Here is an 11283-nt window from a genome sequence, read left to right on the forward strand (position 1 = left end):
TTATTTATACGATTACCGCTATCTCATTCGCATCGCTAGAGTTAGTTATTGCGAAGTAACCTCTTAATAATTTCTGTTTTCACTTTTAGCTAGGCTTATGGATTACTTAAAACTATAATATTCAGTCATTGTTTCTGGAAGTTTATGCTGATAACAAAGGAGCCAACCGTAGCCCCCAAATTTTTATCTAGTTGTAAACGCGAAATAGGATCATTCAAGCAATTCATGATAATTCGAACTTCCTTTACCAAAACTCGCTCTCTTTTCTCCCAATCCACTTTTGGTTTTGGCTTAAACTTACAAGCTTTAGGTAAAGTACATTCCAATATTGGTTAATCGTCTTCGTTCATAAGCTTCATAGACTGAAAAGACAGTGAAATAGCACTAAGCACAGTATCTAAATTTTCTGACACCTCTTGACCAGCTTGTAATGCCAAATATATTTTCCAGTCATCTTCATTTTTAGAGACCGATGATTTAGCACCAACTGTAATACTGTCCTGTTGCTTACCTACTGTGTAAAAAACGTTGCTTTAGCTTCAAAAAACTTAATGTTACTTGCCATAATTTTCTAATTCCTCGTTATTACTGTATTTCAACCTATTTTCATTGATTAGATTTATCAGTTATTCAACCTGTTATCAGCCACTTAATGAAAATATAAGCGCCAATCAACAAAGATATACCTACACCAATTACAAATCCGCGGTAGGTAATTGCAACGGCTAAAGCAACGTGTAAAACCTGAAAAAGACGAACCCAAAATCCCTCCTTAAAATACAAATCAAACCATTCTGTTGCAATATACTCTTGGCTACCCCAAGCAAACATACCAGCTACTACAAACAATATGATGTGAACAAAGTTTATCTCCATACTTACAACTGGGGCTGTTTTTTCAACTATCAAAAGCACCAAGGATAAAACTAACAATATTCCTAGACCAATAATAAATAACATGTCTTCTAAAATCCCTTCTGTATTGCTTTGAACTTATTGATGAATTTAGCTGTGCTAACATTCAAAACAACCATCTTACCTGATTTCATTGTTACAGATGTTGTCGGTTTACCTGAATCAGTAGTTAAATCTTTAACAAACTCAACACTATTGGGATCAAAAGCGTAGGGTTTACCATTATCGTCAAAAATATCTATTAATGTTAATTTTCTTGGTCTTTTAACAAAGTAACAATATACTGAAGCAGTTAGACTTACTAACACGAGCAAGACTATTAATTTCACTAAAAATAATGGAATTACAAAACCTTCAACCTTAAAATAAGAAAGACAGTAAAGTGAAGCAAAGAGTACCGCAAAAACTATGTGTGTAGCAGGTTCATATCGGTATCTCTTTTTAAACGCCCTTAAAATATCTATCATAACTTTTTTCCACTATGTTCGTTTTTATTTAAAAGCGTCAATACCAACTGACCCACCCATTTCTTCCTTTAAAACTAACATTAAATCTTGTACTGCATTAGGTTCACCAGAAACAGCAAACGTTGGCGCGTTACAATCTTCACAGACAGCACCAATAGCCAAATCAATACCTACCATTCCATTGGTATCCATGATTTCAAATGTATTTTTTGGAGCCTTACCTCCACACTCATTACATGTGACAAAAGGTGGTAGAGCTTTAGTTTCGCTGCTCTTCTTATTAATATTGTTATTCAAATAGCAACACTTTTTGTATTTTTTACCACTTCCACATGGGCATGGTTCGTTACGCTTTACCGTCATATTTATATCTCTTTATTCCTATTTGCCTTGTTAGCCAAGCAAGTTACCGCTTTACTCATAGAGTGATGGTAAATGCACTATGTCAAAATTTTTATGCTCACCACACTTAGGGCAAGACTCAGGTATATTTTCTTCTTCGGTATAGCTCTTATCAAAACCGCATTCCATACAAGATGCAGCCCAAACAGGCTCTTTGTCGTCCATTATTTATCCTTAAAATTCTTCAACTAGTGTGCTTTAACGGCTTCAACAGCCATTGTTAACTGGTCATCTACAAAGGACGGTTTAAAGCGAAAACCAATTCGATACAAACAAGTCATTAGCTTATCAATGCTGAATTTATCAATTCGGCCATTAACCAGATCACTTACGCGAGGTTGGGTTAGCCCTAATTGAATCGCTGCATCGGCCTGTGACCAATTCTTAGCATTGATAATGTCACGAACAACAATCATCAGATCTGAGCGCGTCTGTAGTTCAGAGGCTTCTGCCTTATCTTCTGTGATTGCATCAAAGATATTTGAGTATTCAAGAGTCATCTTAATAGCCTTGTTGATTAACTTATAAGCACTATATATCAACACTGATATATATACAAGTGCTGATATAATTATTTTATTTCGTTTTGCATTAGCTTATACCGCGTCTTCGCAGTATCCATAGCCTGTTTATCCACTCCGTTAGTAGTCTTGGTAAACGAATGTAAGATGAACACTGTATCGGCAAACTTTGCAACGTAAATCGTTCTGTATGCTGGTCTGCCGTTCTCTATCAGCTCAACCGCCCCAATACCGACACTTTCCTTTAAGTGCTTAAACTTGCTAAATGGCTCTTTGTTTTGACAGATAGCGTTTAAATCATTTGCAAAGCGCTTTTGAATTTTATCGGGCAACGCTAGAAACTCTTTTTTTGATTGATTGTTTATAAACTTAAACTTTTTCAACTTCCTAATGTCCTGTCATTTTAATTCTTGAATATACGCTATTGATGGCGTCTGATAATTGCAGTAAATTACCGTTGTATTTGTCTGCTACCACTTGTCTCGATGAGTAGCCAAATAGATCAGCTACCTCCCCATGTTCCGCATTTTTCGCAAGATGAATGACTAGCGAATCTTCAAAAGTTTTCGCTGTAGCCCAATCAAGGCCAGCTTTTTTGAGCAGCGTATTAACTTTTGCCCTCAGATTCGTAGGCTGAATGTTAATGCCAGTTTTTACGGCTCGCTCGCTCATAGCAAAGCCGCTCAATCTGTCACTAAGAAGCGCTGGCGCGTACTTGCTAAAACCCCTGTATGTATTCAGGTTATGCTTGTACTCTGGCGGCAGCTCTTGCCGTTCGTACCAATCGAGATAGATCTCTAGCGCTTGGCAAAAAACTTCTGGCACTTCAATTATTCGGTCTTTTTTATTTCGACTAAAAGCGGCTGGTAAAACCCACTTTCTGTAGACCTCGCCCTTATCGCTAATTAACTGGTGCAAACGCAATAAATTGTGCTCAGTGAGCGACAAAGGAACGTATGCGAGCTGGCTTACTAGGTATCTATCTTTAAGCTCATATTTACCTGCACAGGCTTTATTAAAGAGTGAATCAATGTCGTTTTCAGTAAATATCTGCCTCAACATAATTTAGTTGCATAATCTTAATACATAACAATGCAATATAGATTACACTATCACAGTGCAATAACAAGGCAATTCATGCAATACGGTAGGGATGATATTGGAATAGTTAGCTAAAGGTTTTAGCATCTTTGTTCACCCATAGCATATTAAGTCTTGTTAAATTGAGTTAGGCTTACAAGTGGGCTCTAGTTAGTGGTTAGTGGTTAGTGAGGACTTATAATGACAAACATCTCTTATTTTCAACCTGCTTTATCCCGAGAGATTTGGTTTTATATCGAAACTCACTTTTACGGTGCTAAGTACGTAGCTGAACGTTGCGGCGTTACAATTAAGTCTTTACGTGAAAGCGTGTTCGCGGCAAGTTTAGATCTTGATTATTTAGAGCGAGTGATATTTTGCTGCGGGGCAAAATTCGCATTATCAATAAGTGATGAATTATTTGTGCAGCCTGATTACAGTGTTTGCTCAGGAAGTTTTCGTCACTGCAAAGGGCGGCAATCGATACGTAATTGCATTCCATTTTTAAGTGAGGCTAGTGGTGGCGGAGATATAAATGAGGGTGATTTTCTAACGACTTTAAAATTCGAAAATAGAGTGTTTGTTTTCTGCCACCAGCAATACCAGCATACACACGTAATAGAAGTTCACCCTTGCTGCAAAAGCCGCAAGAACCTTGAGGCTTTTCTAGATAAAAACTTATGTAACTATCAAAAACAAAGCAACCTTTCGCCACTCAGTCTTAGGGTACTAGAAACAATGATCTTATCATTTGATGACATTTTTAATAGGCACGAATATTCTAAAGCGGTATTGAATTTACATGATTGGGCAAATCATTTAGAGCATAGGGCAGACATACAGCATAACCTAAAAAGAACACTAGGGTTCGAATGATCTGAAACGGTCTATCTTTACCTGTTCACCGAATAGACTAGCTACTAAACTGCAGTAGAAATTTATTATTGGTTATAATAAGCACTTTTTTATTGTTTCTACCTGTTCGCTAGGTACCATCGCTTCCACTGATGAAAAGCCGAACTTATGTAACGCAATAATACGATGCCTGCCACCATCAACATGAGGCAATCCGTCATTTGATAAGATAATAATTGGCATATCAATCTCACCATTTGCAATTGCATTTTTAACCTTATCGTATCGTTCAGCGTGCAAACTCAAAAAGTGCCCTTCATCAAACGCTATTAGCTTTTTTATATCAACGCTAATGGTCACCAGCTTTGAGCCACAAAATTTACTAGCTGTTTTGATGAACCTTAACTTAGTTGGTCGCTTGTGTTTGTTGCATATTGGAATTTCTTGAACGGAGTTAAAATTGAATTTTTCTATTTTAGTTCTTTCTAATCGCTCAGGGAACGAAGAAAACAAAGCAAAATTTTGAGCCCTGGCTTCTGGCGATAATTCTTTCGGGGTATCAACAGCGCCTTCACCAAAAATATCATCAATGGTTAAATTGCATTTAGTTACTGTCATACTAAAAATTCCTTTTTAAACTCACTATTCAAAAGCTTCTTCAGGCATCGGCCACACAAAGATTTGTTTCTTGTGCTCAAATAAAGCACATATTTCAATAAGTGACATATCGTAACCGGTTATAGCACTCAATGCTTTTTTAGGGTTTGAATACACTTGTGCTGACTCGGGATTAGTACCCCAACCTCGCTTATGCTCACGACCGGTTAATTCTGAGAAAGTTAAATATTCATCGGTGTCTGTTTTATTTACAACAAACCCACATAATATGACCCCCGCTGAGAGCCCTATTCGCTTCAATTCACCCCTGCTGGGTGCGCGGACATCAACATTTGGCTTCTTTTTCCCGTAAATCGTCACTCAATATCTCCATTATTTGCGCGATAGACCAAGTTATAATAAAAGCGCTTTATAGTAAACGATTAGCATAGCTATAAGCCTTTGGCGCGAGCATAGCTATTTGAAATAGGCTTTTGATTATTTGAATCTATGACTTTGGAGCCTTTCAGTTCAGATATATCAATAAACTCAGGTCGATTCCTGCTGTGATAGTCAAAGTCTGCACGCAATCTATCAATATTTAATAAACCTCTTTTAAGCGCTTGAGTACAACCTCTTTCAAAACTATCAAACTCCGCACTATCTTCGCTGTATGTGTTTTTAGAGTAATTACCTGACTTTAATCCATCATCAAATGACATAAAACCACCATTAACTGTTTTTTTATACAGCATACCTTATGTAATGTTATTTCTACACTTTAGAAAGTAACCTCCAAGTCTATTTTTGAGTTATGGCTTCCTGGTGTTATATAGCAGTTGGTTACCTTAATTTTGAATTGGTAGCGCGATTTAGATTAGTTGTTAATATGTATAAAGGTAAATAGAGTTAGATCCTACTATGAGTAAGCACTCTAGCAGTAAACCTAGAGATGGTGCTCGTGCGCATAGACATTAATTTTGAACAGACCTATGATGCGTTTGATGAAACACTTAAAAACATAGATTAAGACAGGAATTTATATGGATTTTTTGATTGCGCTTGGAGAAAAGGGCAGCTTAGAAAGTATTGTATTACTGCTTTTTGTAACAGCCGTGACGCTTTTAGGTATTGTTGTAACAATGTGGTTTCGTATACGTAAAATACGCCAAGGGGGAAAAGCAAATGAAATTGCAGATAAAGCATTAAGAGTTACGCTTAACGATAACAAACCCAGCATAAGCTTAGCAGTTAGAATTATTGACAAGCCAAAATTACCTCTAGAGCACAATGCCAGTTTTACAATTGAAATGACGGCCTCTAACGCTGGTGAAAGGAATGTTGTATTTGAGCAAGTAACCGCTTACGTTGAGTTAAGAAAGCATGATGGCGCTTTTTCGCAGTCACTTGGTGAACATCGAATGCTTAAAGAAGAAAGGCCAGTTGTAGAGTCAGCCAAAAGTATAACTAGAAGGATTCAACTAGTTGTTGGAAATACAGCAGAGCCAAGAGTTAAAGTAAAACTAGAAGCTACCGTTAGGGTTGGAAATAACCCTGTTGAGACTGTTAAGTCTGACTTTTTAACAGATTTTATCTACTAACTAAATAAAGGGGCGCAAACTATGGGTGGGCAATTTAATCGACAATGGACTAATGGCCGTAATCAGTTTGATATAACAAGTGAAGATATGCCGGATCAAAAGCAGGCACCGAAGTACTTTACATTTGAGATTGGGCTTTCAGGCACTGGATTGTCGACCGCAGAATGGAACATTAACTTTACCTCCCAAGCTGACGTGCGCGCTGTAATTGGTGTGATAGTTAGCGGGATGTTTAATACAGAGGATAACGATCAACTTTCAAATAGATACTTGAAGGTTCGCGGTGAAAGCGGTTCGATTCAGTGGGCATCAAAGAAAATATCAAGTGATAGGCCAGATGTTTTAACCTGTGACCTGCCAATACCGTTTAGTGAGGATTAGACTCATGCTTAAATCAGAATTAATGGACTCGTTAAAGTTGGTGGTCGAGGATATGCCTGTAGTCATTTATTGTCCTGCTGGTGATTCTATTTTACCTTTAACTTCAGTTTTGCACGATGCACCGAAAACTTTCTTGCAAACAAGCGGGAAAAAGTACTATTCCACTGAAAAGCTATTAGAAAAGTTACAGAGGCTTGATTCAGAAATTCCCTTTGATGCTGAAGTGGTGTCAGGTGATGATTGGAATTATCAAGTAATAATTAGTGCTAGGCTTGAGGATGGCGCGTTTCTTTTGACCTTATCGCAACCAGTTTTCGAGTAATTATCCAATGGAATATTTAAAAATCTTCGGGTTGCTAGCTTCGCCCTTTATAATAATTTATTTAGTTATCAAATCTAAAATATTGGAGAGTAAACTAGTTAACCTTGTAGTTGGGGTTTTGTTTTCTGTGTACGCATTGGGTGTATGGGTTGAGCTGCAGTTTTTGAATTATTCTTCTTTATCCATTAAGGATGGGTATTTTGAACTAATCAGCGCAATATCAATTATACAGTTACCGATGGCCTTAATTTTTTGGTTTTATTTTTTTCATAAGTTTAGCCCGCAAAAAAGGTGAAACATGACGAAAGAGCCCCCTTTAATTTTAGTTAGAACCTGGTATGAGCTGCTTTCAAACGCAGATAATGAGGTTAGTAAGCGACATGCTGAAAAAATGTTAATTGGTGCGTTCGGAACGCCCCAAGCAATTGCTGCTTATTTGAAAAAGCACAAAATTATTTAATATCTAAAATTAGATTTTTAGACTGCTTATAATTGTACTTTAATTATTTAACTCAATAATGCGCGATTTGGATAGCTTGTTATCTTTTTATCAACTTTTAAAAGGAGAAAATCGATGACAACTTTTAATATAAATATTACAGCAGATGCAATTATTGACAGCAGTGTGTCGAATAAAGAAATTGGCCAAGCAATTAAAGCTGAGCGATTACGTAAAAAGCTAACAGCTTTGAAATTGACTCAGAGTATTGGTATCGGAGTTACGGCTCTGAAAAAGTACGAAGAAGGAGATGGTAAGGTTTCCACTTACGCACTCATGCAAATAGTTTGCGCGCTCGGGTACAATGGCGTATCAATACAGTGTTCAGATAATTAAGCAACCATGCTCAATACAATGACGTCACCCTTTGGTGGCGCTTTTTGTTTAATTTAAGCGGCGGTTTTTGCACAGCAAAATAATAATAATTAGAAGAGCTTGATAAAAAGTTAACACATGCAACGGAACTAAGAGTAGTTCAACAACCTTTTCATCACACACCTCTGGCAAAACATCCCAATTATTTAAAATTAAACATGAAATTATGACAATAACGGAACCTCGCACTGAGTTTTTCAAATCAGTCAATGATGGGAGCATGCATTGAGCCACTGCTAGTACAACCACCCATATAATCAAAAAAAATAATGCATCAATAATAGTGTTAATAGCTAAAATATCGGGCTGGGGAATAATAACTAAAGCGCAAACTCCGAGGTATAATGGAGCTAACCCAATTAGTGCATCAATAAAATAACCAGTAATACAAGAAGAGTTTTTATAAGCTATATACGCTGGTGGTGATTGTGAAAAATCGGGTATGAATTTAGCTTTTATTATTTTACGCAAAGTCAGCTTCGCGATTATGTAATGCGCTATCTCGTGTAATGGTACCCCAATAGAGAAAAGTAACCGTATAACGTGATTGTGAGCCTGTGTTTTTATTATTTGTCGGAGTGCAATGTTCAACACTAAAAAACATATGAGTTGTATGCTGTTGTTATTTAACTCCATACAAAGCCACATAGAGAGCTGATTTCAATACATACCACCAGCTCACTTTTGGATTCGGCATCACCCTGCCAACGCCTCAACGCTCGCTAACTCACTCAGGGCTGTATTTTGCATTAAGAGGGCTTCATCAATTTCTGTTAGCGTATTTAGGTCCATTTTTGAAATTATATTTAGATCAATTAATTTGTTGTCAGAAATCCATTTTACATTATATTTGGCTAGTAAAATTGATTTCGCTGAGTTAGTGCTTTTTATTGCTTTATTTAGGTGCTCAATTAAATCTTTGTACATAGCTAAACCCTTACCTGTCCATGCTTTTTAAAAATATCACCGGTGAGTGGATTAATAAATAAATCTCGCGGTAATGAAAAGTGACTCATATTTATTTCTGGATTTTTTTCTAGAAAACTATCGCGAGCATTTTTGTTTTTAAAATATTCACTTGTAGGGATAGTAGTAAAGCTCTTATTAATTTCATTTTTCCTTAGTGCAACTTCTATCTCCTCAGTACTCTCAACTGCTTTCTTTAATTCTGAATAAATGGCGTAATCCACGCCACTCATGCGCTCTCTGTAATCACCAGTGTTTGTTTTGCTTAGTTCATTATGATGCATTACGAATGCTCGTAATGCCCGTTGAGTTTGTTTGTGTACTTCAATCAATGACATATCATTACCGCTTATTTATTTCTACGCACTTAACTTAAATAGGATGCATGGTTATTAAACTTCAAGATAACTGAGAATAAGGGTCTAAGGAGTGTCACATAACACCCCTTAAGGCCTGCTTACTTTTAGTTATAGTAAATACGATCTGTTATTGAGCACTTGTTGCCACTAAGCGACCAGCCCGAAGGACATACTAAAGTGCTTTGCGCGGATACAGTTTTCTTACAGCTATTCCCAGATAAATAATATCCGCTGGAGCAAGTATAACTAAATGAGGTTGAGGTTGTGGTTGTACAGCTAGTGCCGCTCAAAGTGCCACCATTTGGACATGAGTAAACAAGCGAGGCTGATACTTGTTTATTACACTTAGTGCCAGCCTGTGAATAACCAGCAGGACAAGAGTAATTAAAGCTTGCTATTTGAGTCTTAAGGCAGCTACTGCCGCTTGCAGTGTATCCCGCAGGGCATGATACTGCGGCAGGGCTTGTTGATACTGTTCTTTCACAATAATAGGGTTTACCTTTATCTTGGTAGCCTGCAGGGCAAGAAAACGATGGGAAATCTCCAGTTGGGACTCCACTAGAGTTAGTACACACTTGAACTGTAGCCATAATTTGCCCTGCAGGGCAGGCAAGAACCATGAATTTCTCTTCTTTGGTTACACAGCTACTCCCACTAAGCGAGCCACCTGAAGGGCATGAATATGATGGCGTTGCGCTTACTGTTTTAGAGCAGTTAGTGGAGTTTTTCGAATACCCCGAAGGGCAGTAGGTTGAGGCGTTTATTTGACTGTTTTTAGTACACGAATTACCACTTCTACTATATCCGCTTGGGCAAGACGATGTTGCTGGGCCTGTTGAGGAGCTTCGGCACGCACCGCCGCTGTAGCTTGTTCCTGCCGGACAAGTAACAGTACCCGCAATGCTAATAGTTTTTTTGCAGTCCCCTGTGCTTGAATTGTAAGAATAACCTGCAGGACAGCTATTTCCAGCCGTTTGAACGGATGTTTTATAGCAAAGGTTGCTGTCATCGACTAACGTGTAACCTGCGGGGCATTGGATACCTTTAACATCTAATGTAATTGTGTAATCACCAGAACCAGCAGCCCCCACTACACCGGGATGTATTGGTATATCCAACCCACGATTACTGTTTACTGATTTTGTAAACTGAACAGTCTCACCGACACCAACAGTCTTACCATAAACAACGACTGCGCTTGGCGCGTTACTGTGAAGTTTGAAGTTGATGGTTTGCTCACCGTACGCTCTATCACCTAGCGTGGTGTAAAGTGGTGGAATGTTAATAACTGAAAAAGGGGTATTGTTATTGTATTTAATAGGTGATGCAGCTGAAAGGGTTTTAATTTCAGGGGATGCAATGTTTGTGTTTGCGGCTTTAGCTGTTAGCGATAAAAGTAACAGTGTTAAACCAATGTATAGTAACTTCATGTATGCGCTCCAATAATCGTATTGGAGTATTTAAACAGATGGAAGCGCTAGAGAAGCTTAAATTTTTCTTTCAATTTAGAAAAAAATCGCCCAATTTTTAACTGTTCGTTTATTTGCCGGTCAGAAAGTATGGCCACCCCTGCCATTTATCTTTGTAGAAGCGTTCTGGGTTTGACGGTATTTTGGATGGGCGTCCCCCTTCCCTTCCTAACTCTCGGAAATCAGACATGGTTTTAAGCTCAAGCGTTCTAACGAGGCTACATGCCTCTTCAAAGCTTAAGTATTTACTATTTTCTATGTTCTTTTTATTTAGAATTTCAGACCATTTACAGCCATAAACATTAGGCGGTCTTTTAGGTAGGTTTTTTGGGAAGTCTTTTTTCTCACTAGCCTCAAGCCATAACTTAATTGAACACAAGTTGTGAGTTTTCGCATACTCTTTGACGGCCGCTAGTGACCCATATTTGCTACTGTTCATATCTTTAAGCTTTGGTTATACAATTTTTTATTATA

21 protein-coding genes are annotated in these 11283 nt (G+C 37.7%); 6 read left to right on the top strand and 15 right to left on the bottom strand.

Translation table 11 applies throughout. The features are described from left to right. Positions 1-630 precede the first annotated feature (630 nt). From A9479_RS15385 to A9479_RS20150, 7 genes are all read right to left on the bottom strand, one after another. Positions 631-960, bottom strand: coding sequence for a hypothetical protein (locus A9479_RS15385; RefSeq protein ID WP_064663918.1), 330 nt, complete (start codon positions 958-960; stop codon positions 631-633). Positions 961-965: 5 nt separating this feature from the next. Next, a complete protein-coding gene (locus A9479_RS15390; RefSeq protein WP_064663919.1) occupies positions 966-1382 on the bottom strand; it encodes a hypothetical protein in 417 nt (138 codons plus the stop codon). 24 nt (positions 1383-1406) lie between these two features. After that, positions 1407-1745, bottom strand: a complete 339-nt coding sequence (locus tag A9479_RS20145; protein ID WP_231893583.1) for an SEC-C metal-binding domain-containing protein — start codon at positions 1743-1745, stop codon at positions 1407-1409. A gap of 51 nt (positions 1746-1796) precedes the next feature. Continuing rightward, positions 1797-1949, bottom strand: coding sequence for a hypothetical protein (locus A9479_RS19995; RefSeq protein WP_197487266.1), 153 nt, complete (start codon positions 1947-1949; stop codon positions 1797-1799). Between the two features lie 23 nt (positions 1950-1972). Beyond that, a complete protein-coding gene (locus tag A9479_RS15395; RefSeq protein ID WP_064663920.1) occupies positions 1973-2284 on the bottom strand; it encodes a helix-turn-helix domain-containing protein in 312 nt (103 codons plus the stop codon). 71 nt (positions 2285-2355) lie between these two features. Next, positions 2356-2688 carry a type II toxin-antitoxin system RelE/ParE family toxin gene (locus A9479_RS15400; protein WP_064663921.1) on the bottom strand — a complete coding sequence of 111 codons (333 nt, stop codon included), beginning with the start codon at positions 2686-2688 and terminating at the stop codon, positions 2356-2358. A 4-nt stretch (positions 2689-2692) separates the two neighbouring features. Beyond that, positions 2693-3367, bottom strand: coding sequence for a hypothetical protein (locus A9479_RS20150; protein ID WP_231893584.1), 675 nt, complete (start codon positions 3365-3367; stop codon positions 2693-2695). Positions 3368-3586: 219 nt separating this feature from the next. Between A9479_RS20150 and A9479_RS15415 the strand changes: the two genes are divergently transcribed. Further along, positions 3587-4261 (top strand): hypothetical protein, encoded by a 675-nt coding sequence (locus tag A9479_RS15415; protein WP_064663923.1) that lies wholly within the window; start codon positions 3587-3589, stop codon positions 4259-4261. Between the two features lie 72 nt (positions 4262-4333). On the opposite strand, the gene A9479_RS15420 is transcribed toward A9479_RS15415, so the two are convergent. From A9479_RS15420 to A9479_RS15430, 3 genes are all read right to left on the bottom strand, one after another. After that, positions 4334-4858 (bottom strand): hypothetical protein, encoded by a 525-nt coding sequence (locus tag A9479_RS15420; protein WP_064663924.1) that lies wholly within the window; start codon positions 4856-4858, stop codon positions 4334-4336. 24 nt (positions 4859-4882) lie between these two features. Beyond that, positions 4883-5158, bottom strand: a complete 276-nt coding sequence (locus A9479_RS15425) for a hypothetical protein (protein ID WP_156520104.1) — start codon at positions 5156-5158, stop codon at positions 4883-4885. A gap of 131 nt (positions 5159-5289) precedes the next feature. Further along, a complete protein-coding gene (locus A9479_RS15430; RefSeq protein WP_156520105.1) occupies positions 5290-5559 on the bottom strand; it encodes a hypothetical protein in 270 nt (89 codons plus the stop codon). Positions 5560-5880: 321 nt separating this feature from the next. Between A9479_RS15430 and A9479_RS15435 the strand changes: the two genes are divergently transcribed. From A9479_RS15435 to A9479_RS15455, 5 genes are all read left to right on the top strand, one after another. Beyond that, positions 5881-6438 (top strand): hypothetical protein, encoded by a 558-nt coding sequence (locus tag A9479_RS15435; RefSeq protein WP_064663926.1) that lies wholly within the window; start codon positions 5881-5883, stop codon positions 6436-6438. Positions 6439-6459: 21 nt separating this feature from the next. Further along, entirely contained in the window at positions 6460-6819 is a 360-nt protein-coding gene (locus tag A9479_RS15440; protein WP_064663927.1) for a hypothetical protein, read from the top strand. Positions 6820-6823: 4 nt separating this feature from the next. Beyond that, positions 6824-7141, top strand: coding sequence for a hypothetical protein (locus tag A9479_RS15445; RefSeq protein ID WP_064663928.1), 318 nt, complete (start codon positions 6824-6826; stop codon positions 7139-7141). 298 nt (positions 7142-7439) lie between these two features. Beyond that, positions 7440-7601: a hypothetical protein gene (locus tag A9479_RS20000; RefSeq protein ID WP_197487267.1), complete on the top strand. Its 162-nt coding sequence runs from the start codon at positions 7440-7442 to the stop codon at positions 7599-7601. 114 nt (positions 7602-7715) lie between these two features. Beyond that, the gene (locus A9479_RS15455; protein WP_064663930.1) at positions 7716-7976 is read left to right on the top strand and encodes a helix-turn-helix domain-containing protein; all 261 of its coding nucleotides are present in this window, start codon (positions 7716-7718) and stop codon (positions 7974-7976) included. Between the two features lie 48 nt (positions 7977-8024). Here A9479_RS15455 and A9479_RS15460 read toward each other — a convergent pair whose 3' ends face one another. The 5 genes from A9479_RS15460 to A9479_RS15485 form a co-directional block, all read right to left on the bottom strand. After that, positions 8025-8651 carry a hypothetical protein gene (locus A9479_RS15460; protein ID WP_064663931.1) on the bottom strand — a complete coding sequence of 209 codons (627 nt, stop codon included), beginning with the start codon at positions 8649-8651 and terminating at the stop codon, positions 8025-8027. Between the two features lie 60 nt (positions 8652-8711). After that, positions 8712-8942 (bottom strand): hypothetical protein, encoded by a 231-nt coding sequence (locus A9479_RS15465; RefSeq protein WP_064663932.1) that lies wholly within the window; start codon positions 8940-8942, stop codon positions 8712-8714. A 2-nt stretch (positions 8943-8944) separates the two neighbouring features. Beyond that, positions 8945-9319, bottom strand: a complete 375-nt coding sequence (locus A9479_RS15470) for a hypothetical protein (RefSeq protein ID WP_064663933.1) — start codon at positions 9317-9319, stop codon at positions 8945-8947. A gap of 125 nt (positions 9320-9444) precedes the next feature. Next, positions 9445-10770: a hypothetical protein gene (locus A9479_RS19880; protein ID WP_156520106.1), complete on the bottom strand. Its 1326-nt coding sequence runs from the start codon at positions 10768-10770 to the stop codon at positions 9445-9447. A 109-nt stretch (positions 10771-10879) separates the two neighbouring features. Further along, entirely contained in the window at positions 10880-11248 is a 369-nt protein-coding gene (locus A9479_RS15485; RefSeq protein WP_064663936.1) for a hypothetical protein, read from the bottom strand. Positions 11249-11283: the final 35 nt, after the last annotated feature.

It is taken from the genome of Pseudoalteromonas sp. MQS005 (assembly GCF_001661605.1).
GTDB lineage: Bacteria > Pseudomonadota > Gammaproteobacteria > Enterobacterales > Alteromonadaceae > Pseudoalteromonas > Pseudoalteromonas tetraodonis.

What these genes read in the sequence shown, in the direction of transcription:
- A9479_RS15385 (WP_064663918.1), bottom strand. Translation starts at nt 960, where the DNA reads ATGTTATTTATTATTGGTCTAGGAATATTGTTAGTTTTATCCTTGGTG.
- A9479_RS15390 (WP_064663919.1), bottom strand. Translation starts at nt 1,382, where the DNA reads ATGATAGATATTTTAAGGGCGTTTAAAAAGAGATACCGATATGAACCT.
- A9479_RS20145 (WP_231893583.1), bottom strand. Translation starts at nt 1,745, where the DNA reads ATGACGGTAAAGCGTAACGAACCATGCCCATGTGGAAGTGGTAAAAAA.
- A9479_RS19995 (WP_197487266.1), bottom strand. Translation starts at nt 1,949, where the DNA reads ATGGACGACAAAGAGCCTGTTTGGGCTGCATCTTGTATGGAATGCGGT.
- A9479_RS15395 (WP_064663920.1), bottom strand. Translation starts at nt 2,284, where the DNA reads ATGACTCTTGAATACTCAAATATCTTTGATGCAATCACAGAAGATAAG.
- A9479_RS20150 (WP_231893584.1), bottom strand. Translation starts at nt 3,367, where the DNA reads ATGTTGAGGCAGATATTTACTGAAAACGACATTGATTCACTCTTTAAT.
- A9479_RS15415 (WP_064663923.1), top strand. Translation starts at nt 3,587, where the DNA reads ATGACAAACATCTCTTATTTTCAACCTGCTTTATCCCGAGAGATTTGG.
- A9479_RS15420 (WP_064663924.1), bottom strand. Translation starts at nt 4,858, where the DNA reads ATGACAGTAACTAAATGCAATTTAACCATTGATGATATTTTTGGTGAA.
- A9479_RS15430 (WP_156520105.1), bottom strand. Translation starts at nt 5,559, where the DNA reads ATGTCATTTGATGATGGATTAAAGTCAGGTAATTACTCTAAAAACACA.
- A9479_RS15435 (WP_064663926.1), top strand. Translation starts at nt 5,881, where the DNA reads ATGGATTTTTTGATTGCGCTTGGAGAAAAGGGCAGCTTAGAAAGTATT.
- A9479_RS15440 (WP_064663927.1), top strand. Translation starts at nt 6,460, where the DNA reads ATGGGTGGGCAATTTAATCGACAATGGACTAATGGCCGTAATCAGTTT.
- A9479_RS15445 (WP_064663928.1), top strand. Translation starts at nt 6,824, where the DNA reads ATGCTTAAATCAGAATTAATGGACTCGTTAAAGTTGGTGGTCGAGGAT.
- A9479_RS20000 (WP_197487267.1), top strand. Translation starts at nt 7,440, where the DNA reads ATGACGAAAGAGCCCCCTTTAATTTTAGTTAGAACCTGGTATGAGCTG.
- A9479_RS15455 (WP_064663930.1), top strand. Translation starts at nt 7,716, where the DNA reads ATGACAACTTTTAATATAAATATTACAGCAGATGCAATTATTGACAGC.
- A9479_RS15460 (WP_064663931.1), bottom strand. Translation starts at nt 8,651, where the DNA reads ATGGAGTTAAATAACAACAGCATACAACTCATATGTTTTTTAGTGTTG.
- A9479_RS15465 (WP_064663932.1), bottom strand. Translation starts at nt 8,942, where the DNA reads ATGTACAAAGATTTAATTGAGCACCTAAATAAAGCAATAAAAAGCACT.
- A9479_RS15470 (WP_064663933.1), bottom strand. Translation starts at nt 9,319, where the DNA reads ATGTCATTGATTGAAGTACACAAACAAACTCAACGGGCATTACGAGCA.
- A9479_RS19880 (WP_156520106.1), bottom strand. Translation starts at nt 10,770, where the DNA reads ATGAAGTTACTATACATTGGTTTAACACTGTTACTTTTATCGCTAACA.
- A9479_RS15485 (WP_064663936.1), bottom strand. Translation starts at nt 11,248, where the DNA reads ATGAACAGTAGCAAATATGGGTCACTAGCGGCCGTCAAAGAGTATGCG.